Here is a 19,413-nt window from a genome sequence, read left to right as displayed (position 1 = left end):
CCTCAGAAAAATGAGCCTCCGACCCGGCTGCGGCTCATTTTTCTGAGGGTACGATCATAAAGCGATTCTTTCACGCTGAAGCGGGTCCGACTGGAAGTCGGAGGGTTTGCTCCACGGCGTGGATACTAAACCCACCCGGCTTTCATCGTTCCATAAATACTCATCCCGACACCGCGCGGCGCGCACGCAAGAGCCCGACAAGCCGCCCCGCTCAGACCGCCGTCAATTGCGTGCCGCGCACGCCCGTAACCCTCGCCGATACGATCTTCCCCTCGGGGTGGTCGCTGTCAAAGCTGACTTCGGTAAATTGCTCGGTGCGCCCCATGCGGGGGTTTTCCATCAAGACGGCATGGGTGCGGCCCTGCTGATCCTGCAAATGACGGCTCACCTGCGCCTCGCCCGCCGCGCGCAAGCGCGCCGCGCGGGCCTTGATCGCGCGACCATCCACCTGTGGCATGCGCGCAGCGGGCGTGCCGGGGCGCGGCGAATAGGGAAACACGTGCAACCATGTCAGGTGACAGTCCTCGACAAGCCGCAGCGAGTTCTCGAAATGCGCCTCGGTCTCGGTCGGAAAACCGGCAATGATATCGGCACCGAATGTCATCTCGGGGCGCAATTTGCGTGCTTCTTCGGCAAAGCGGATCGCATCGTCGCGAAGGTGCCGCCGTTTCATCCGCTTTAGAATAAGGTCATCGCCGTGCTGAAGGCTCAGATGCAAGTGCGGCATCAGGCGCGGTTCGGTGGCGATCGCCTGCATCAGGTTCTCATCCACTTCGATCGAATCGATGCTGCTGATCCGCAAGCGCGCCAGATCCGGCACCAGCTTGAGAATGCGCATCACCAGGTCGCCCAGTTTCGGCATCGCCGGAAGATCCGCGCCCCAGCTTGTCAGATCGACCCCGGTCAGCACCACCTCGTTATAGCCCGCGCCGACAAGCCGCTTGATCTGATCGACCACAACCCCCGCCGGAACCGAGCGCGAATTGCCCCGCCCGAACGGGATGATGCAAAAGGTACAGCGATGATCACAGCCGTTTTGCACCTGAACATAAGCGCGGCTACGGCTTCCGAAGCCGTCAATCAGGTGCCCGGCGGTCTCGGTCACCGACATGATGTCATCGACCAGAACGCGCTCTGTCTCGCCAATGAAATCGGCGGCAAGCTTGCCCCAGGTGCCGGGCTGCATCTTTTCGGTATTGCCGATGACCGCGTCGACCTCGGGCATGGCGGCAAAGGTTTCCGGCTCGGTCTGGGCGGCGCATCCGGTCACGATCAGGCGCGCATCTGGGTTTTCGCGGCGCAGGCGGCGGATTTCCTGACGCGCCTTGCGCACCGCCTCGGAGGTGACGGCGCAGGTGTTGATCACCACCGCATTGCCAAGCCCGGCCTGCCCGGCGAGCTCTTTCATCGCCTCGGTTTCATAGGCGTTCAGGCGACAGCCAAGCGTGGTGAATTTGGGCGCCTCGGTCATGGATGCGCCGCCAGGAACGTCGGCGTCAGAACGCCGCTCGCCACGTGACAGGTCGCTCCGGTCATCCAGACGCCATCCTCGCGCCACTCGACCCCAAGCGTGCCGCCATCCAGATCAATCCGCACCTTGCGCCCGGTAAGCCCCCGGCGTGCCGCCGCCACCGCGGTCGCACAAGACGACGAGCCGGACGCCAGCGTGACACCAACGCCCCGCTCCCAGACCCGCATGCGAAGGTGGTTTTCGCCGACAAGGCTGGCGACCTGCACATTTGTGCGCTCGGGGTAGAGCGGGTGATGCTCATAGCGGGGGCCGAATTGCTCGAGCGGTATCGCCTCGGCATTCTCGACAAAAAAGGTGCAATGCGGATTGCCCATGCCGGTGGCCGTCGGCCCGCCCTCGATCGGCAGTTCAAGCGTGTCCATATCTTCGGCCAGCGGAATCTCGTTCCAGTCAAGCTGAGGCTGGCCCATGTTGACCGAGGTCAGACCCTCGCCCGCATCCACCGCGTAAAGATCGCCGCGCGCCGTGGTCAGGTGAAGCCGCGCCTTGCCCGATTCGTCCATCAGGTGGCGCGCGATACAGCGGGTGGCATTGCCACAGGCCGCCGAGGTCGAGCCATCGGCGTTGTAAAACGTCAGATGTGCGTCGCCCGCGCCCGCTTCGATCACCGCAAGCTGATCAAAACCGATTCCCTTGTGCCGATCCGCAATGCCCATAATAAGACCCGGCGACAGATCGAGGGCCTGCACACGCGCATCCAGCACGACAAAGTCGTTCCCCAGCCCGTGCATTTTCATAAAGGGCAATCCGGTGTCGCGATAATCGTTCATTTGCGGGCATATAAACCCACGCGTCAGACGAATCCAGCATATCCCACGAATTACTTGCACTTTCGGGGTTGACCCCCTGCACTGCTCTTTCTAGATACCGCTCCACACATGGCCGTTCGCCGAGTTGGAAAACCAGCCAACATTTCGGAAACACGCCATGGCGTCTTAGATGTTTGCGCTTCTCGCGCTTTTAGGTTTAAGACAGCACGACGGACGGCTTTAAACCCGTCACATATGGTGAGAGCCGGTAGCTCAGCTGGTAGAGCAACTGACTTTTAATCAGTAGGTCCAGGGTTCGAACCCCTGCCGGCTCACCAACATCCCTTTGCTTTCGATCTGTTGCGCGGCTTGCCCGTGACCTTTGGCGTGGTCCTGATATCGCATGGCCCTACTCGGCAGGTGGCGGCCCAAGGGTGCCACGCATGCGCAGTGTCGTTTCAAGGCGGACGCTGTCGCTTGCCGGATGACCGGCGACCATATCCACCAAAAGGCGCGCCGCCTGACGGCCCATGTCGCGATGCGGCACATGAACCGTGGTCAGCTGCGGATCGACCACCCGCGCCAGCTCGATATCGTCAAACCCGGTGATCGAGATATCACCGGGCACCGCAAGGCCAAGCTCTCGCGCCATTTGAAGCGCGCCCACGGCCAGAACGTCATTGCCGCAGATCACCGCAGTCGGGCACGGGTCATGCTGCATCATGCGCCGCAAGGCCTGGCCCCCGTTTTCAATACTGTAATGGGTCTCGATCAGATATGCCGTGCTCGGATCAAGCCCTTGCGCGCGCATCGCGTCATAAACCCCGTCAACCCGCGCGCGGGCCCGGTCGTTGCCCGCGCATTCAGCCGAGATAATACCGATAGTCCGGTGCCCAAGCTGCAACACCTCTGTAGCCAACTCCGCCATGGCGCGGCGATTGTCAAAGCCGATGGACAGGCGCGCAATCGCAGGGTCATAGGCCCAGGAAATCAGAACCGGCACGCCGCGATTTTCCAGAAATTGATAGATCGCAGGGCTTCGGTCATGCCCGATCAGCAAGAGCGCATCCGCGCCGCGCGCCACGAGGGTGCGAATCTGTTCTTCCTCGATCTCGGGGCTGTAGGACGAGCTTGAGACCAAAAGCGTGACACCGCTTGCGTGCAACTCTTCCTGAAAGGCCTGAATGGCGCGGGCGAAAATGGCGTTTTCCATCGTCGGAATGATGGCGCCAATGGTATTGGTGCGCCGCGCCGCAAGGGCACGCGCGCCGAAATTGGGGGAATAGCCAAGGTCTTGCACCGCCGTCATGACTCGGTCGCGGGTGCGCTCCTGCACCTGGTCCGGAGAATTCAGACAGCGGGACACGGTCGCGGTCGAGACGCCCGCGCGCGTCGCCACGTCGGCCAGTGTCGGCAGGTTATGGTCACTTTCCTTGGCTTTCCGACTCATCCGTTCTAACGCCCCCCCCTACCACGCTCCATGACCCGCAGATTAACGTGGCGGCGATATTTCACAATTATGTTGCCTACAGCATAACAGCTTGCGCGAAACTATGTAAGCGCTTACATTGATACCGAATCGGCGGTGGAGCGTCGATGACGGGAGGAATTTAATGGCACTGCTCGTAAGCGCGGCCCTGTTCGCGATTTTCGCAACAAATGTTGCCATCGGCTCGTTCGGCGGCACACCGTTTCTTGGCGATGTCGGTGAAATGCTTTTGCTGTTGGCAACAACGGTGACCTTCGTCGTCGCCATCCTCAAGAGTGAGGCAACAAGGCGACAAGGCAACAAATAATCAAGATACCAATGGGAGGACGATCAATGAAAAAAGAACGCAACGAGCTTGCTTCGGCTGAACGCCGCAATTTCCTGAAACTGGCCGGAACCGGCAGCTTTACCGCTGCAATGGTTGCCGGGGCGGGCGGAATGCTGTGGTCATCTGAGGCCGTTGCTCAGACCGCCGCCGAAGAAAAAGAGCGTGAACGCGCCGCTGAGCATTCGATGACGATTGCCACGGCCTATGTGCTTGGCGCCTCGCGCAGCTATCCGATCATGCAGCTCGACCTGAAAGAAAACATTCAGAACGCCACCAACGGCAAGGTCTATGTCAAACTTGCCCCCGGTGGCCAGCTTGGCGCCGGTGGCGCGCTTGTGCAAAAGGTTCAGGGCGGCACCATTCAGGCGGCCCAGCATTCGCTGTCCAACTTCGCGCCTTTTGCCTCGACCGTTGACCTGATCAACATGCCCTATCTTTGTGGCTCGAACCAGCGTTTCACCAATCTGGTGAACTCGGATTTCTGGAATACCGAAGTTCACCCCAAAGTCGAAGCCGCAGGCTTTAAGGCGCTGTTTTACGTCAACATTGACCCGCGTGTTGTTGCTGTGCGCAAGGGTGGCGCGGGCGCAGTCCTGTCCCCATCAGACCTGAACGGCGTCAAGTTCCGCGTACCCGGCTCGAAGATGCTGCAGCAATATTACCGCCTGGTCGGCGCCAACCCGACGCCCGTCGCCTGGGGCGAGACACCTTCGGCGATCAAACAGGGTGTTGCCGATGCGCTGGATCCGTCGGTCGGCGCGCTTTATGTCTTTGGTTTCAAGGATATCCTGAGCCATGTGACCTTCACACAGGCGGTGCCGGACAGTCAGGTTTATTCCTGTAACCTGGAATGGTTCAACTCGATGCCGGCAGACGTGCAAGAGGGGATCATGTGGGGGGCAGAGATGACCGCACATCAGAACCTGTCAAAAGTGCCGTCGGCGCGGGCATATGCCATGGCCGAGCTGGCCAAGGCGGGTGTCGAATTCCACTCGCTGAGCGACGATCAGCTGGCGGAATGGAAAGCGGCAGGCGGCTTCCAGCGGCCAGAATGGGATGAGTTCAAAACCGAGCTTGCCGGTTCGATGGATGCTTTCGCCAAGATGGAAGAAGCCGCCGGAACCCAAGGCAAATATTACGTCCACGACGCCTGAGTTCAGAGCGTCTGTTAAGCGATGGTATTGCGTCGGCGCCAGATCGGTGCCGACGCTCCCGACCCCCAAAAAGATCGAGGCCGGTTCACCCGGCCCGGATATCCATTTGGCGAACGAAAGGTCATCATGATGAGACTGATAAAAGCCTTGGACAAGAACGCCGAACGATGGGCGCTGTTGGTCTTTTACGTGATGCTGGTCGTCACCATGGCGGTCGAGGTCCTCAGGCGCGAGATCTTTTCCTACTCCTCGATCTGGGGCGAAGAAATCGTGCGCTATTCCTTTATCTATCTCGTCTGGATCGGCGCCGCCATCGCCGTCAAGGACCGCGCGCATATCCGCATTGACGTCCTGCTGCACTACCTTGGGCCTCGGATGAAGGCGCTGATCTATATCTTTGGCGATCTGGTGATGTTCGGGGTCGCCGTGATCGCGCTTTATTGGTCCCTTGAAACGGTTCATGTCTCGGCCAAGTTCGGCTCGGTCAGCCATGGTTTGCGCGTTTCGATGGTGTGGTTCCTGATGGCAGTACCGGTGGGTTTCGCCCTGATGGTCCTGCGACTGATCCAATCCTTGCTGCGCGATCTGCGCGCCCTTCGAGACGGCAAAGACGTCTACGAAGGTGAAAAAATGTTTGATTGAGGGGAAACTGATGCTCTGGAATACACTCAATCAGACGGTCGAACTGGGCTGGGATTTCTATCTTCCCGTCATCCTTTTCGTGGGCCTTATCGCCCTTGCCGTGCCGGTCTGGGCCGCCATCGGCACCGCCGCAATCACCATGCTGGTCATGTCGGGCGACATGCCGCTCAGTGCGGTTGGCGAGAGCCTGTTCACCGGCATTGACGCCTTTGCCCTCACGGCGGTGCCGTTGTTCATCTTAACCGGCGACGTGCTGGTGCGCACCGGGCTGTCGCGCAAATTCCTTGATGTGGCCGAGGCGTTGACCCAATTCGCCAAGGGCGGTTTCGGCTCGGCGACCGTCCTCGTCTGCGGCATGTTCGCGGCAATCTCGGGATCGGACGCAGCAGGCGCCGCCGCTGTGGGCCGGATGACCATCGACCGCCTGGTCGAAAGCGGTTATCCCCGCCCATATGCCTGTGCGCTGGTGGCGGCAGGGGCCTGTACCGGGATCCTGATCCCGCCCTCGATCGCCTATATCATCATCGGCCTGGTTCTGGGTATTTCCGCCTCGACCCTGTTTCTCGCGGCCCTGATCCCCGGCATTTGCATCCTGGTGTCGATCCTTGTCACCAATCTCGTGGTCAACCGGATTTACGGCTATGAGGGCGGCGGCAACGTGTCGATGGGCGACTATTTCGCCAATCTCGGGCGGTCGCTCAAGTCTGGCTGGTATGCGTTCATCGTGCCCGGCATCATCTTTTACGGCATCTTCTCGGGCCGCATGACCCCGACCGAAGCAGGCGCAACCGCCGTGGTTGTCACCATCGCGATGGGGCTGGTCATGCGGACGCTGAAACTTGCGGATTTTCCCTCGATGCTGCTGAGTTCGGCCAAGGTGAACGGTGTGATCCTTCCGATCATCGCCTTTTCCGCGCCGCTCGCCGAGGCTCTTGCGATCATGGGCGTGCCACAGGGCTTTGTGACCTCGGTCACGTCACTGACCGATGATCCACAAGTGCTCATCCTGTTGATGATCCTGATCCTGATCGCCGCAGGCTGCGTTATGGAAACGACGCCGAATATCGTGATCCTGGCGCCGATCCTGAAACCGCTGGCCGACAATATCGGCATGAACGAAATTCAGTTCTGCATCATGATGATCACAGCGCTTGGTGTGGGCTTTATCACCCCGCCGCTTGGCCTCAACCTGTTCGTGGTGGCAGGCATAACCGGCGAGTCGATCCTAAAGATCGCGGCCCGCGCCATCCCCTTCGTTTTCTTCATGCTGCTTGTGACCCTGATGATCGCCTATATCCCGGCGATTTCCACAACGCTTCTGCCAGACATCTACAAATAGGACCTGACCAATGACACGAGAATATCTGAAAAAAGCAACGCTCACCTCGAAATCCGATGCCTCGGATGTAAAGGCCACCGTGCGCGCCATTCTGGATGATATCGAGGCGGGCGGCGACAAGGCGGCGATGGAATATGCCGCCAAGTTTGACCAATACGACGGCAATGTCGTAATCACCCGCGAAGAGATCGAGGCGGCGGCGGCGCTGGTGCCGGAAAAGCTCAAGCGTGACATCCAGTTCGCCCATAACAACGTGCGCCGTTTTGCCGAGGCGCAGAAAGAGACCCTCAAGGATATCGAGGTCGAAGTGGTTCCCGGCCTGATCGCCGGTCAAAAGAGCATCCCCGTCACCGGCGCGGGCTGTTACGTGCCCGGCGGGCGCTATAGCCATATCGCGAGTGCGATCATGACCGTCACCACCGCAAGTGTGGCCGGGTGCAAGCATATCGTTGCCTGCTCGCCGCCGCGCCCCGGCGTCGGGGTCGCCCCGGCGATCATCTATGCCGCCGATCTTTGCGGTGCGGACACGATTTTGGCCATGGGCGGCGTGCAGGGCGTGGCGGCCATGACCTTCGGCCTGTTCGGCCTGCCCAAGGCTAACATTCTGGTGGGTCCGGGCAATCAGTTCGTCGCCGAAGCCAAGCGCATGTTGTTTGGCCGTGTCGGCATCGACATGATCGCCGGCCCGACGGATAGCCTTATCCTCGCCGATGCGACCGCCGATCCGATGGTTGTCGCCACCGATCTGGTGGGGCAGGCCGAGCATGGCTATAACTCGCCGGTCTGGCTTGTCACCGACAACCGCCCGCTGGCTGAAGAGGTGATGCGCATCGTGCCCGGCCTGATCGACGATCTGCCCGAGGTGAACCGCGACAACGCCTTTGCCGCCTGGCGCGATTATGCCGAGGTGATCGTCTGCGCCGACCGCGAAGAAATGGCCGCCACATCCGACGATTACGCCCCCGAGCACCTGACCGTGCAGGCCGAGGATCTGGAGTGGTGGTTGGAGCGGCTTTCTTGCTACGGCTCGCTGTTTCTGGGCGAAGAGACCACGGTGGCCTTTGGCGACAAGGCCGCAGGCACCAACCACGTTCTGCCCACCTCGGGCGCGGCCAGCTATACCGGTGGTCTGAGCGTGCATAAATACATGAAGATCGTCACATGGCAGCGCGCCACCCGTGAGGGTGCCAAGCCGGTGGCCGAAGCCACCGCACGGATTTCGCGGCTGGAAGGCATGGAAGGACACGCGCGCACGGCGGATATCCGTCTGCACAAATACTTCCCCGATGAAACCTTTGATCTGACGCCCAATGGCTGAGAATGGCCTGCTTGATGTGACGGGTCGCGTCGCTTTGGTCACGGGCGCAAGCTCGGGGCTGGGGCGGCGCGCGGCCAGCGTGCTTGCGGCCAGCGGTGCCCGCGTCGTCGGCGTGGCACGCCGCGCCGAGGCGCTTGTCGAATGGCAGGCCGAGGTCGGCGACAACGGTGCAGTCATTGCCCATGACCTTGCCGATCGTGACGGGCTGGCCGATCTGGCCCGCGCCGCGGCGCTGCCTTTTGGCGCGCCCGATATCGTGGTGCATGCGGCCGGCATAAATACCCGGCAGGCGGCCGATGATGTCACGCCAGAGGGCTGGGATGTGACCCTGTCGCTGAACCTGAGCGCGCCGTTTTTCCTGAGCCAGCACCTTGTGCCCGCGATGAAGGAAAAGGGCTGGGGCCGGATCGTGAACTTTGCCTCGTTGCAATCCTTTCGCGCATTTCCGGGCGGCATTGCCTACGGCGCAAGCAAGGGCGGCGTGGCGCAGATGACCCGCGCCATGGCCGAGGCCTGGTCACGCGATGGGATTGTGGTCAACGCCCTCGCCCCCGGCTTTATCCGCACCGAGCTTACGGCGGCGGTGTTCGATGACCCCGGGCGCGCGGCGCGCAATGCGGCGCAAACCTGTATCGGGCGCAATGGCGAGGTTGACGATCTTGACGGGCCACTGATGTTCTTTTGCTCAGAGGCGTCGAAATACGTGACCGGACAGATCATGATGGTAGACGGAGGTTTTACCGCGAAATGAAGGCACTTGTTTACACCGCCCCCGAGGGGCTTGAGTATCGCGACATGGCCGATCCCACGCCGCAAGGCGGCGAGGCCTTGATCCGGGTGGATAGCGTCGGCATCTGCGGCTCTGACATGCATGCCTACCTCGGTCATGACGACCGCCGCCCCGCCCCGCTCGTGCTTGGGCACGAGGCGGCCGGCACCGTGTTGAGCGGCGCGATGAGCGGCAAGCGCGTCACGGTGAACCCGCTTGTCACCTGTGGCACCTGTCCGGCCTGTACATCCGGGCGCGACAACCTCTGCAGCACCCGCCAGATCATCTCGATGCCGCCGCGCGAAGGCGCCTTTGCCGCGCTTCTGGCCATGCCGGAGCGCAATCTGGTCGTGATGCCCGATCACATCACCACCGATCAGGCCGCTTTGGCCGAACCGATCGCCTGTGGCTGGCATGCGGTGCGTCTTGGCCGCGCCGCCTTGGGCGAGGGCACGCATCGCGCGCTTGTGCTTGGCGGCGGGGCCATCGGTCTTGGCGCGGCGCTTAGCCTTGCCGCGCAGGGCATCACCGACATCACCATGATCGAACCGCACCCGGCGCGGCGCGCCTATCTCAGCATGCAATGCGACCAAAATGTTCTGCCCCCCGATGGGCTTGATCCGGCGGATCAGTTCGATCTTGTCGTCGATGGGGTCGGCTTTGACGCCACCCGCGCACAGGCCTCGGCCCATGTGCGCCCAGGCGGCGTGATCGTGCATATCGGGCTTGGCTCGGCCACCGGCGGGCTTGATATCCGGCGCATCACCTTGCAGGAAATCACCTTTATCGGCACCTATACCTATACCGCGCAGGATTTTCGCGACACCGCGCAAGCGATGTTCGAGGGCCGCATGGGCGCGCTCGACTGGACCGAAAAGCGCCCGCTCTCTGACGGGGCCGCCGCCTTTGCCGATATCCGCAATGGCCGCACCACCGCGCCGAAAACCATCCTTGTGCCCGAGGCCGCAACGTAACACCAAGGGCGGGAACGCCCGGGACGAAAAGGAAGATGTGATGTACAAGAAAATCATCGTCTCGCTCTCGCTTGAACACGGGATCAGCGAACCGGCCCTTGAGGCCGCGCAAAAGCTTCTCGACGAGGGCGGAGAGATCATCGCCATCCACATTCACGAGCCGCTTAACCCGTCGGTGCGCTCTTATGTGGACGAAGACACCGTCAACGCCGCGCTTGAGGCGGCCAAGGATCGGCTGGCCAAACGTGTCGCCGATTTTCCAGGCGTCGGCACGCGACTTATCACCGGCCATTCGGGCCGCGCGATCACCGATTTCGCCCGCGAGTGGGGCGCCGATTGCATCGTCATCGGCTCTCACAAACCGGGGATAAGCGACTTTCTTCTTGGCTCCACGGCGGCACGTGTCGTGCGCCATGCGCCTTGCTCTGTCCACGTCCTGCGTTAGAAAAGCCTGCCTACCTGTCACCAAAATCCTGAACCCAAGGAGTAACCCCCGTGTCCATCCACACGAAAATCGTCGACGATCTGGTCGCCAATGACATCAGTTTCGTCACCACCGTGCCCTGCAAGCAGCTGGCCGGTGTGATTGATGAAATCGAGGCCCGGCCCGAGATTTACCACATCCCTTCGAACAAGGAAGACGAAGGCATGGGCCTGTGCGCCGGTGCCTTCATGGGCGGCAAACGCCCCGCGATCATCATGCAGAACACCGCGATCGGTGTGACCATCAACACGCTGGCCACCCTGACACAGTTCTACCGCATGCCCCTGCCGATGCTGATCAGCTATCGCGGCGAGCTACGCGAGCCGGTGGCCTGTCAGGTGGAAATGGCGGTGCATACCAAGGCGCTGCTGAATCAACTCAACATCCCGACCTATCATTTCCACAAGGAATCGGACGCGAACGAATTGGACGCGATCCTGAAATACACATTCATGTGCAACAAACCTGTCGCGATCCTGACCGACGCGTCTTTCTGGGGAGGCTACGGAGACCAATGATCCGCTCTGACGTTCTGCGCGATATCGCGCCTGTAATCCGCGACCATCTTGTTGTCTGCAACATCGGCCTGCCGAGTCAGGAATTGCACCTTCTGGATGATCAACCGACCAATTTCTACATGCTCGGCACTATGGGCCTCTCGTCCTCGATCGGGCTTGGGCTGGCTCTGGCACAGGGTAAAAAGGTCATCTCGATTGATGGTGACGGCTCTGTCCTGACCAACTTTGGCACCCTGCCGACCATCGCCAACAACGTGGCCGACAACTATATCCTGCTGATCATCGACAACGGCAGCTATGGCTCGACCGGCGATCAGCCGACCTATGCCGGCAAGAAGACCTCGCTCACCGCCGTGGCACGCGCCTGTGGCTGTGAAACGGTGATTGAATGTCAGGCGAGCGAGACCAAGGAGGTGCTGGAAAAGGCACTGGCCTCGAACAAGATGACGATCATCGTGTGCAAATGCGAAAGCGGCAATATCAAGGTTCCGGTCATCACCATGGACCCGGTCGTGATCCGTGATCGCTTTATGAAGGCTGTTCAGGCCTAGGGCCGCAACACTGAAAGGATCGTTGATGCTGCCCTCTCGCGACATCCACTGTGCCGATGACGCCCGCCAGATGGCGCGGCGTCGGCTGCCGTGGATGGTTTTTGACTATATCGACGGGGCCGCGGGCGAGGGTCACGGCGAGGCCCTTAACCGGGCCGCGATGCGCGACCTGCGGCTCAAGCCGCGGGTCTTGTGTAACGTGACCCATCGCGACCTTTCCATGCCGGTGTTTGATCACCCGGCCAAAGTGCCCTTCGGGATCACTCCGATGGGCATGTGCAACCTCTCAACCCCCGGTGCCGACCTTATGCTGGCGCGGATCGCGGCGCGGGATCGGGTGCCTTTGGGGGTCTCGACCGTGGCCTCGACCGCGCTTGAAAAGATGCTTGAGGCCGCCGAGGGCCACGCCTGGTTTCAACTTTACTTCAGCGGCGACGGCAGCGGCACGATGCAGCTTGTCGAGCGCGCCCGCGCCGCCGGATACGAAACCCTTGTCGTGACCCTCGATGTGCCCGAAGTGGGCCGTCGCCCGCGCGAATTGCGTCATGGGTTCAAGATGCCGTTTCGCATCGGCCCAAGGCAGTTTGTCGATTTCGCCCTGCACCCGCGATGGTCGCTGACCTCGCTGGTCAAGGGGCGGCCGCAGATGGCGAATTTCACCGATGGCGGGTTTGATCGCGCCGCAAGCCGCGCCGCCGCCGATTGGTCCTATCTGCAACGGCTGCGCGCGGCCTGGCCCGGCAAGCTTGTCATCAAGGGCGTTTTGGATGTCGACGACGCCCTGCGCCTGCGCAAGGAGGGGGTGGATGCCATTCAGGTTTCAAGCCATGGCGGCCGCCAGCTCGACGGCGCGCCGCCCCCTATTTTGATGCTGGCCAAGATGCGCGCCGCGCTTGGGCCGGACTATCCGCTGTTTTACGATTCCGGCCTGCGCTCGGGCGAGGATATCGTCAAGGCCTATGCCATGGGCGCCAATTTTGCCTTTCTGGGCCGCCCCCTGCTTTATGCGATGGCCGGGCGCGGCGAGCGGGGGTTGAACCAGCTCTGGCAGGTGATGACCGAGGAAATCAGCCTGACGCTGGCGCAATTGGGCAAGACCGACATGACCGGGCTTGGAGACTGTGTTTCGCGCTAGGCGACAGCGCCAAACCGCTTGCATGACACCCCGAACCGCCCGATACCTTGGCCATGCGATTGTCCTCTTCCGCCCTTGCCGCCGCCTCTGCGCTTTGCGCGGCAATTGGGGTATTCTGGCTTTCGCTCAGCTTTTTTCAATCCGAAGAAGAGGCCAAGGCGCGCGGCCGCCTGTCGCTTTATCGAAGCACGGTTCTGGCCGAGTTGGAGCGGTTCTCGCATCTGACCTATGTTCTGGCGCGCGATACCTATGTGATCGAAACCGGCCTTGGCGCGCCCACTTCAGTGCTCGACAAACGCCTCGCCGCCTTTGCCGTACAATCCGGGCTTGATGCGATCTATCTGATGCAGGCCGACGGGACGACCATCTCGGCCTCGAACGCCGACAAGCCGGAAACCTTTGTCGGGCAGGATTATTCCTTTCGCCCCTATTATCAGGCGGCGATCACCGGCGTGCAGGGGCGGTTTTATGGGATCGGCGCCACCACCGGATTGCCGGGCTATTTCATTGCCGATGCGGTGCGCACCCCTGATGGCGACCTCTCCGGTGTCATCGCGATCAAGCTTGACCTGACCGACCTAGAAGAGGCCTGGCGCGCGGCGGGCGAACAGGTGTTTCTGGCCAATAGCGACGGTGTTGTGTTGCTCTCGTCCAATCCCGACTGGCGCTATCGCACGCTTGGCGACCTCTCCGAGGCTCAGCGCGCCCGGATCGCCGCGAGCCGACAATTTCCCGGTCAGCCGCTTGATCCGCTGAACTGGCACCCAAGGGGCGATGCGCGCGCGATGATCGACGGCGCCAAACGCATTCACCTTGCCGCCAGCGTGCCGCAGCATGACTGGAAACTGCATTATTTCGCCGATGACAGCGCCGCAGTCACCCGAAGCTGGCTTGTGACGGGGATGGTGATGATCCTTGCCGGGGCCGGTTTCATGGTCTCACAGGTGCGGCGCACGCAACGCATTGGCGCCGCCCTGCGCCGGTCCGAGGCCGAAGAGGCGCAGTTGCGTCTTGCCAATGACCGGCTTGCGGTCGAGATCGAGGATCGCCGCACCGCCGAACGCCGCCTCAAGCGCACCCAGGACGAGCTTGAGCGCGCCAGCCGCCTGGCCGCGCTTGGCCAGCTGGCGGCCTCGGTCACCCACGAGCTGGGTCAGCCAATCGCGGCGATGCGCAACCATCTGGCCGCCGCAGAAATCGGCGGCAAGCCCGCACAAAAGGTGATCCCGCAGATTGCCGGCATCGTGGACCGGATGGAAGGCATCACCCGCCAGCTCAAGTTCTTCGCGCGCAGCGATCACGAGGTCTTTCGCGAGGTTGACCTGCGCGATGTCGTCAACGCCGCCCTGTCGCTTTTGACGCCCAATATCGAGGCCACAGAAGTCACGCTTGATCTGCGCCAGCCGCCGGGGCCAATCATGGTGCGCGGCCATCAATTGCGCCTAGAACAGGTGATGACCAACGTCCTGCGCAACGCGGTGGATGCGCTTGAGGAATGCGACGAGCGGGTGTTGCATGTGCGCATGGGCACGACCGAGAATGCCGGCTGGGTCGAGGTGCGCGATACCGGCCACGGGCTTGGCGCGGCCTCGCTTTCGGACCTTCAGGAACCCTTCGTGACCACCCGCGAAAGCGGGCGGGGCATGGGGCTTGGGCTGGCGATATCGGCCAATATCGTCAAGGAACATCACGGCCGGATCAGCGCGCGTAATGCCGAAGGGCGCGGCGCGGTGTTCCGGGTCGAAATACCGATGGCGGACGGCGAAGAGGACAAAGACCCGACATGACACCCCCGGCCCATCCCCGCATCATGATTGTTGAGGACGACAAGGCCATGCGCCTGTCGCTGATTGACCTGCTTGAGGCCGCCGCCTGGCAGGTCGAGGCCCTGCCCCGCGCCGCCCGCGTCGCCGAGCGCCTGGCTGAGTTTCAGCCCGATGTGATCCTGTCAGATGTGCGCATGCCGGGGCTTTCGGGGCTTGATTTGCTGGCGAGCCTTGACCCGGAATTGTCGCCGCCGCTGGTTTTGATCTCGGCGCATGGCGATATTGCCATGGCGGTCGAGGCGATGCAGGGCGGCGCCTATAGCTTTGTTGAAAAGCCCTATGAGCCGCGCCGTCTTTTGAACATCCTGCAACACGCGCTTGATCAGCATCGCATGAAGCGCACCACGCAGCGGCTCAAGGAACGGCTGGTCAAGCTGTCTGGGCTGGATCGGGTCTTGCTGGGCCAAACCCCCGAAACCCTGGCCCTGCGCGAAGAGGTGCTTGATCTCGCCCAAAGCGGCGCGGCGGTTCTGTTGCAGGGCGAGACCGGCACCGGCAAGGAACTTGTGGCGCGCGCGCTGCACGATCTGGGCCCGAATGCCGAGGGGCCGTTTCTTGCGCTCAACTGTGCGGCGCTGTCGCCGGAGGGCTTCGAGGCGGAAATGTTTGGCGTGCATGACGGCGCCAAGGGGCGTCTGCCGGGCGTCGATGGCGGCACGATCTTTCTTGACGAGGTGTGTTCCTGTCCGCCTGCGGTGCAGGCCAAGCTGTTGCGGGTGATCGAGGATAAAGAGGTCTTGCCGCTTGGCGTCGCGCGGCCCGTGCCGCTAAGCTTTCGGGTGATTTCGGCCACCAATGAAGACCCGGACGAGGCGGTGGCAAACGGGCGGCTGCGCCAAGACCTTTTGTATCGGCTCAACACCACGGTAATCAAACCGCCCACCCTGCGGCAACGGCGCGACGATGTGATGCTTTTGGCGGCGCGGTTTCTGGATGAGTTTGCGCGCGTCTATGAAACCCGCGCGCCTGATCTTACGCCCGAGGACACCGCCGCGCTTCTGGCGCATGACTGGCCCGGCAATGTGCGAGAGCTGCGCAATGTTTGTGAACGTCGGGTTTTGGCGGCGCGGCGCGGGGCCGGGTCGATGGCGCGGGCGTTGCGCACCGACGCGCTTGGCGACGATGTGCCCGATACCCTGCGCGAGGCCGTTGCCGCCTTTGAGCGCGAATTGATCGGCAAGGCGATCACCGCCCATCAGGGCCGGATGGAGGCCGTGGCAGAGGCGCTAGGCATCGGTCGGCGCACGCTGAATGAGAAGATCGTCAAGCTTGGGCTGGACAAAGAGGCGCTGCTGTAGTGTCCTTGCGGAATTCCGCAGGGTTCGCGCGGGGGGCTGCGCGCTTTTCTTCATAGGCAGGCGCGCGCCGATACAAGATGGTGAGCCCGACAAATTCGCATGCAATCTGGGAGGAATATCATGCACAAACTTCTGAGCCATACCGCCGTGGCCGCGCTTACACTTGCCTTTGCCGGCGAGGCAATGGCAACCGAATGGAACGTTTCACTCTGGGGCAAGCGCCGCGCCTTTACCGAGCATGTGCACAAGCTGGCCGAGCTGGTCGAGCAAAAGACCAATGGCGAGTTCACCATGAACATCAGCTATGGTGGCCTGTCCAAGAACCGCGAGAACCTTGACGGGATCAGCATCGGCGCCTTCGAGATGGCGCAGTTCTGTGCCGGTTACCACCCCGACAAGAACCGCGCGATCACCGTGCTTGAGCTGCCGTTCCTTGGCGTGCGCAACCTTGCCGAAGAAGTCGCCGTCAGCAACGCGGTCTATGCCCACCCGGCCGTGACCGAGGAAATGGCGCAGTGGAACGCCAAGATGCTGATGACAAGCCCGATGCCGCAGTACAACCTCGCCGGCACCGGCGAGCCGCGCGATACGCTGGCCGAATTTGACGGCATGCGCGTGCGCGCAACCGGCGGCCTTGGCAAGGCCTTTGCCGCCGTTGGCGCCGTGCCGACATCGGTCACCTCGTCCGAGGCCTATCAGGCGATGCAATCCGGCGTTGTCGACACCGTTGCCTTTGCCCAGCACGCCCACCTGTCATTTGGCACCATCAACGAGGCCACCTGGTGGACCGAGAACCTTAACCCCGGCACCGTGAACTGCCCGGTGGTGGTGAACATCGACGCCTATGAAGGCCTGTCGGACGCCGAGCGCGAAGCGCTTGACGGCTCGGTCGGTGAGGCGCTTGACTATTATCTCGCCAACTATGGTGAGCTGCTCAAGAAATGGGACACTATTCTTGAAGAAAAGAACGTGACCAAGGTCACCATTTCCGACGAACAGCTGGCCGAGTTCAAAAAGGTTGCCGCTGATCCGATCGCGGCCGCCTGGATTGAGGAAATGAGCGCACAGGGCATGCCCGCCCAAGAGCTTTATGACCTTGTTGGTGCGACGCTTGAAAAGACGCGGGCCAGCAACTGATCTGACCCAAGGCCCCGGAACACCAGTCCGGGGCCTGCTTTTTCCGACGTTTTGACGCCCCCCACAACAGGAGCTTAACCGCCATGGCCGGCTCTTTTGCCGTAATGCGCGATTCCAGCCTGCTTAGCCGCCTCGATCGGGCGCTTTATGGATTGGAACGCTTTTTCGCTTTGATCGCCGGCATCTTCGCCTTCGGGCTTATGGTGCTTGCTGTTGTTTCGGTGACGGGGCGCAATTTATTCAACGAACCCCTGCCCGGCTATGTCGACTGGATCGAGGCCTTCATGCCGCTGATCGCCATTCTTGGCGTGTCTTACGTGCAGCGCGACGGCGGTCACATCCGGATGGATATCGTGGTCGGCGCTCTTAAGGGCCGCGCGCTCTGGCTGGCGGAATTCCTGACGACCTTTGGCATTCTGATCCTGATCCTGGCGCTTGTCTGGGGCTCATGGGCGCATTTTGATCGCAGCTTTGACATGACAAAACCGCTCTGGAGCCGTGACAGCTCGATCGACATCGGCCTGCCGATCTGGCCGTCCAAGCTTGTGGTGCCGGTGGCGTTCTCGGTGATGTCCCTGCGCCTTTTGCTTCAGCTTTGGGGCTTTGGGCGCGCCTTTGTCAGGGGCGAGGAAACACCAGTGGCGGTGCCGCTGATCATGTCTGTTGCAGAACAGGCGGCGGCCGAGGCCGAACATATCCAGGGGCGCGACTGATGACACCGATTGAAATTGGCCTTTGGGTCACCGCCGGCATGCTGGTCATGGTCGTGCTTGGCATGCGGGTAGCGTTTGCTGCGGGCCTTGCAGGCGTCATTGGCCTCGTCTGGATCTTCTGGGACAAGAAGGATTACGAATTTGCACAGCTCGCCTGGGCGCTGACGGTTGGCATCAAGACCGCCGGACAGGTGCCGCATGGCAAGGTCTCGTCACAGGCGCTGTCGCTTATTCCGACCTTTATCCTGATTGGCTATCTCGCCTATTACGCGGGCCTGACGCGGGCCTTGTTCGAGGCTGCGAAACGCTGGATCGCCTGGGTTCCAGGCGGCCTTGCGGTGGCCACGGTGTTTGCGACCGCAGGCTTTGCGGCCGTATCGGGCGCCTCTGTTGCGACGGCGGCGGTCTTTGCCCGCATCGCCATCCCCGAGATGCTTGCCGTCGGCTATGACAAGCGCTTTGCCGCAGGCGTTGTCGCCGCTGCGGGCACCTTGGCAAGCCTCATCCCGCCCTCGGCGATCCTTGTGATCTATGCCATCATCGTGGAACAGGATGTGGGCATGCTCTTGCTCGCCGGATTTATTCCGGGGATGTTTTCCGCCTTGGTCTACACGCTTTTGATCGTCGGCCTTGCCCTTACGGTCAAAGGCTTTGGGCCACCCGTGGGGGGCTTTACCTGGCGCCAGCGGTTTGCATCTTTGCCGCCGGCCCTGCCGATTGTTGCGGTGGTCGTGATCATCATCTTTTTTGTCTACAACCCCTTTGGCGGTGACGCTTGGGGCACACCGACCGAAGGTGGCGCAATCGGTGCCTTCATCGTCTTTGTCATCGCCACCTATCGCGGCATGCGGTGGCCCGAGCTCAAGGATGCGCTGCTGGAAACCGCCAAGCTTTCGGTGATGATCTTTTCGATCATCTGGGGCGTGTTGATCTATGTGCGCTTTCTGGGCTTTGCCGATCTGCCCTCGGCGTTTTCCGACTGGATCACCTCGCTGCATTATTCGCCGATGATGATCCTGATCTGTATCCTGCTGGCCTATGCGGTGCTTGGCATGTTCATGGATGCCATCGGAATGCTGCTGCTGACGCTGCCGGTGGTCTATCCGGCGGTCATGGCACTTAACGGCGGCGAAGCAGTCACGGCCGCCGACAGTGCCTTTGGCATGAACGGCACGATGTGCGCGATCTGGTTCGGCATCCTGGTGGTCAAGATGGCAGAGTTCTGTCTGATCACGCCGCCCATCGGCCTGAACTGTTTCGTGGTGGCCGGCGTGCGTGATGATATCAGCGTGCAGGACGTGTTCCGGGGTGTCACGCCGTTCTTTATCGCAGATGCCGTAACCATCGGTTTGCTTGTCGCCTTTCCGTCGATTGTTCTCTGGCTTCCCTCTCAGGCATAATCCTTAGAAATCCTTAAAATTCTAAGTGTTAACAGCTAGGTAACATCCTTTGTGCTAA

General features: G+C 61.5%; 19 protein-coding genes and 1 tRNA gene. 17 read left to right on the top strand and 3 right to left on the bottom strand.

All coding sequences use genetic code 11. The features are described 5' to 3' along the window. Nucleotides 1–211: 211 nt before the first annotated feature. Both mtaB and dapF read right to left on the bottom strand, forming a co-directional pair. Complete coding sequence (gene mtaB, locus ROG8370_RS15095) at nt 212–1,471, bottom strand: tRNA (N(6)-L-threonylcarbamoyladenosine(37)-C(2))-methylthiotransferase MtaB (protein WP_085828008.1); 1,260 nt, start codon at nt 1,469–1,471, stop codon at nt 212–214. Then, nucleotides 1,468–2,301, bottom strand: a complete 834-nt coding sequence (gene dapF, locus ROG8370_RS15090) for a diaminopimelate epimerase (RefSeq protein WP_085828007.1) — start codon at nt 2,299–2,301, stop codon at nt 1,468–1,470. The genes mtaB and dapF overlap by 4 nt, the downstream gene beginning before the upstream one ends. 241 nt (nt 2,302–2,542) lie before the next feature. Between dapF and ROG8370_RS15085 the strand changes: the two genes are divergently transcribed. Then, nucleotides 2,543–2,618, top strand: a tRNA-Lys gene (locus ROG8370_RS15085). 71 nt (nt 2,619–2,689) lie between these two features. Here the strand turns inward: ROG8370_RS15085 and ROG8370_RS15080 are convergent. Continuing rightward, entirely contained in the window at nt 2,690–3,730 is a 1,041-nt protein-coding gene (locus ROG8370_RS15080) for a LacI family DNA-binding transcriptional regulator (protein WP_085828006.1), read from the bottom strand. A 163-nt stretch (nt 3,731–3,893) separates the two neighbouring features. Here ROG8370_RS15080 and ROG8370_RS15075 point away from each other — a divergent pair, with 163 nt between their 5' ends. The 16 genes from ROG8370_RS15075 to ROG8370_RS15000 all read left to right on the top strand — a co-directional run bounded on the left by ROG8370_RS15075 (nt 3,894) and on the right by ROG8370_RS15000 (nt 19,355). Then, entirely contained in the window at nt 3,894–4,076 is a 183-nt protein-coding gene (locus tag ROG8370_RS15075) for a hypothetical protein (RefSeq protein ID WP_085828005.1), read from the top strand. A gap of 26 nt (nt 4,077–4,102) precedes the next feature. Then, nucleotides 4,103–5,251: a TRAP transporter substrate-binding protein gene (locus tag ROG8370_RS15070; protein ID WP_085828004.1), complete on the top strand. Its 1,149-nt coding sequence runs from the start codon at nt 4,103–4,105 to the stop codon at nt 5,249–5,251. A gap of 129 nt (nt 5,252–5,380) precedes the next feature. Beyond that, entirely contained in the window at nt 5,381–5,893 is a 513-nt protein-coding gene (locus ROG8370_RS15065; RefSeq protein ID WP_085828011.1) for a TRAP transporter small permease, read from the top strand. Between the two features lie 10 nt (nt 5,894–5,903). Continuing rightward, nucleotides 5,904–7,232: a TRAP transporter large permease gene (locus tag ROG8370_RS15060; RefSeq protein WP_085828003.1), complete on the top strand. Its 1,329-nt coding sequence runs from the start codon at nt 5,904–5,906 to the stop codon at nt 7,230–7,232. Nucleotides 7,233–7,242: 10 nt separating this feature from the next. Continuing rightward, nucleotides 7,243–8,550 carry a histidinol dehydrogenase gene (gene hisD, locus ROG8370_RS15055; protein ID WP_085828002.1) on the top strand — a complete coding sequence of 436 codons (1,308 nt, stop codon included), beginning with the start codon at nt 7,243–7,245 and terminating at the stop codon, nt 8,548–8,550. Then, nucleotides 8,543–9,301, top strand: coding sequence for an SDR family NAD(P)-dependent oxidoreductase (locus ROG8370_RS15050; protein WP_085828001.1), 759 nt, complete (start codon nt 8,543–8,545; stop codon nt 9,299–9,301). The genes hisD and ROG8370_RS15050 overlap by 8 nt, the downstream gene beginning before the upstream one ends. Beyond that, nucleotides 9,298–10,293, top strand: a complete 996-nt coding sequence (locus ROG8370_RS15045) for a zinc-dependent alcohol dehydrogenase (protein WP_085828000.1) — start codon at nt 9,298–9,300, stop codon at nt 10,291–10,293. Before ROG8370_RS15050 ends, ROG8370_RS15045 begins: the two co-directional genes overlap by 4 nt. A gap of 40 nt (nt 10,294–10,333) precedes the next feature. Continuing rightward, the gene (locus ROG8370_RS15040) at nt 10,334–10,738 is read left to right on the top strand and encodes a universal stress protein (protein ID WP_085827999.1); all 405 of its coding nucleotides are present in this window, start codon (nt 10,334–10,336) and stop codon (nt 10,736–10,738) included. A gap of 50 nt (nt 10,739–10,788) precedes the next feature. Next, nucleotides 10,789–11,295, top strand: coding sequence for a sulfopyruvate decarboxylase subunit alpha (gene comD / locus ROG8370_RS15035; protein ID WP_085827998.1), 507 nt, complete (start codon nt 10,789–10,791; stop codon nt 11,293–11,295). Next, the gene (gene comE / locus ROG8370_RS15030; RefSeq protein WP_085827997.1) at nt 11,292–11,846 is read left to right on the top strand and encodes a sulfopyruvate decarboxylase subunit beta; all 555 of its coding nucleotides are present in this window, start codon (nt 11,292–11,294) and stop codon (nt 11,844–11,846) included. The genes comD and comE overlap by 4 nt, the downstream gene beginning before the upstream one ends. 25 nt (nt 11,847–11,871) lie before the next feature. After that, complete coding sequence (locus ROG8370_RS15025) at nt 11,872–12,981, top strand: alpha-hydroxy acid oxidase (RefSeq protein ID WP_370738346.1); 1,110 nt, start codon at nt 11,872–11,874, stop codon at nt 12,979–12,981. 53 nt (nt 12,982–13,034) lie between these two features. Further along, a complete protein-coding gene (locus ROG8370_RS15020; RefSeq protein ID WP_085827996.1) occupies nt 13,035–14,768 on the top strand; it encodes a sensor histidine kinase in 1,734 nt (577 codons plus the stop codon). Continuing rightward, nucleotides 14,765–16,105, top strand: coding sequence for a sigma-54-dependent transcriptional regulator (locus ROG8370_RS15015; RefSeq protein ID WP_085827995.1), 1,341 nt, complete (start codon nt 14,765–14,767; stop codon nt 16,103–16,105). The genes ROG8370_RS15020 and ROG8370_RS15015 overlap by 4 nt, the downstream gene beginning before the upstream one ends. Nucleotides 16,106–16,225: 120 nt before the next feature. Continuing rightward, complete coding sequence (locus tag ROG8370_RS15010) at nt 16,226–17,242, top strand: C4-dicarboxylate TRAP transporter substrate-binding protein (RefSeq protein WP_085827994.1); 1,017 nt, start codon at nt 16,226–16,228, stop codon at nt 17,240–17,242. A gap of 83 nt (nt 17,243–17,325) precedes the next feature. Beyond that, nucleotides 17,326–17,955, top strand: coding sequence for a TRAP transporter small permease subunit (locus ROG8370_RS15005; protein WP_085827993.1), 630 nt, complete (start codon nt 17,326–17,328; stop codon nt 17,953–17,955). After that, nucleotides 17,955–19,355 (top strand): TRAP transporter large permease, encoded by a 1,401-nt coding sequence (locus tag ROG8370_RS15000; protein ID WP_085827992.1) that lies wholly within the window; start codon nt 17,955–17,957, stop codon nt 19,353–19,355. The genes ROG8370_RS15005 and ROG8370_RS15000 overlap by 1 nt, the downstream gene beginning before the upstream one ends. The last annotated feature ends 58 nt before the right edge of the window (nt 19,356–19,413 follow it).

The organism is Roseovarius gaetbuli (genome assembly GCF_900172365.1).
Lineage (GTDB): Bacteria > Pseudomonadota > Alphaproteobacteria > Rhodobacterales > Rhodobacteraceae > Roseovarius > Roseovarius gaetbuli.
The sequence above is the reverse complement of the archived record's forward strand: the minus strand, read 5'-3'. Positions and strand labels throughout refer to the sequence as shown.

Bases quoted from the DNA above. Each gene is read 5' to 3' on its own strand.
- ROG8370_RS15020 (WP_085827996.1), top strand. From the start codon at position 13,035: ATGCGATTGTCCTCTTCCGCCCTTGCCGCCGCCTCTGCGCTTTGCGCG.
- ROG8370_RS15005 (WP_085827993.1), top strand. From the start codon at position 17,326: ATGGCCGGCTCTTTTGCCGTAATGCGCGATTCCAGCCTGCTTAGCCGC.
- ROG8370_RS15010 (WP_085827994.1), top strand. From the start codon at position 16,226: ATGCACAAACTTCTGAGCCATACCGCCGTGGCCGCGCTTACACTTGCC.
- ROG8370_RS15025 (WP_370738346.1), top strand. From the start codon at position 11,872: ATGCTGCCCTCTCGCGACATCCACTGTGCCGATGACGCCCGCCAGATG.
- ROG8370_RS15070 (WP_085828004.1), top strand. From the start codon at position 4,103: ATGAAAAAAGAACGCAACGAGCTTGCTTCGGCTGAACGCCGCAATTTC.
- mtaB (WP_085828008.1), bottom strand. From the start codon at position 1,471: ATGACCGAGGCGCCCAAATTCACCACGCTTGGCTGTCGCCTGAACGCC.
- hisD (WP_085828002.1), top strand. From the start codon at position 7,243: ATGACACGAGAATATCTGAAAAAAGCAACGCTCACCTCGAAATCCGAT.
- ROG8370_RS15060 (WP_085828003.1), top strand. From the start codon at position 5,904: ATGCTCTGGAATACACTCAATCAGACGGTCGAACTGGGCTGGGATTTC.
- ROG8370_RS15040 (WP_085827999.1), top strand. From the start codon at position 10,334: ATGTACAAGAAAATCATCGTCTCGCTCTCGCTTGAACACGGGATCAGC.
- ROG8370_RS15000 (WP_085827992.1), top strand. From the start codon at position 17,955: ATGACACCGATTGAAATTGGCCTTTGGGTCACCGCCGGCATGCTGGTC.
- ROG8370_RS15080 (WP_085828006.1), bottom strand. From the start codon at position 3,730: ATGAGTCGGAAAGCCAAGGAAAGTGACCATAACCTGCCGACACTGGCC.
- ROG8370_RS15065 (WP_085828011.1), top strand. From the start codon at position 5,381: ATGAGACTGATAAAAGCCTTGGACAAGAACGCCGAACGATGGGCGCTG.
- ROG8370_RS15075 (WP_085828005.1), top strand. From the start codon at position 3,894: ATGGCACTGCTCGTAAGCGCGGCCCTGTTCGCGATTTTCGCAACAAAT.
- ROG8370_RS15015 (WP_085827995.1), top strand. From the start codon at position 14,765: ATGACACCCCCGGCCCATCCCCGCATCATGATTGTTGAGGACGACAAG.
- ROG8370_RS15045 (WP_085828000.1), top strand. From the start codon at position 9,298: ATGAAGGCACTTGTTTACACCGCCCCCGAGGGGCTTGAGTATCGCGAC.
- dapF (WP_085828007.1), bottom strand. From the start codon at position 2,301: ATGAACGATTATCGCGACACCGGATTGCCCTTTATGAAAATGCACGGG.
- comE (WP_085827997.1), top strand. From the start codon at position 11,292: ATGATCCGCTCTGACGTTCTGCGCGATATCGCGCCTGTAATCCGCGAC.
- ROG8370_RS15050 (WP_085828001.1), top strand. From the start codon at position 8,543: ATGGCTGAGAATGGCCTGCTTGATGTGACGGGTCGCGTCGCTTTGGTC.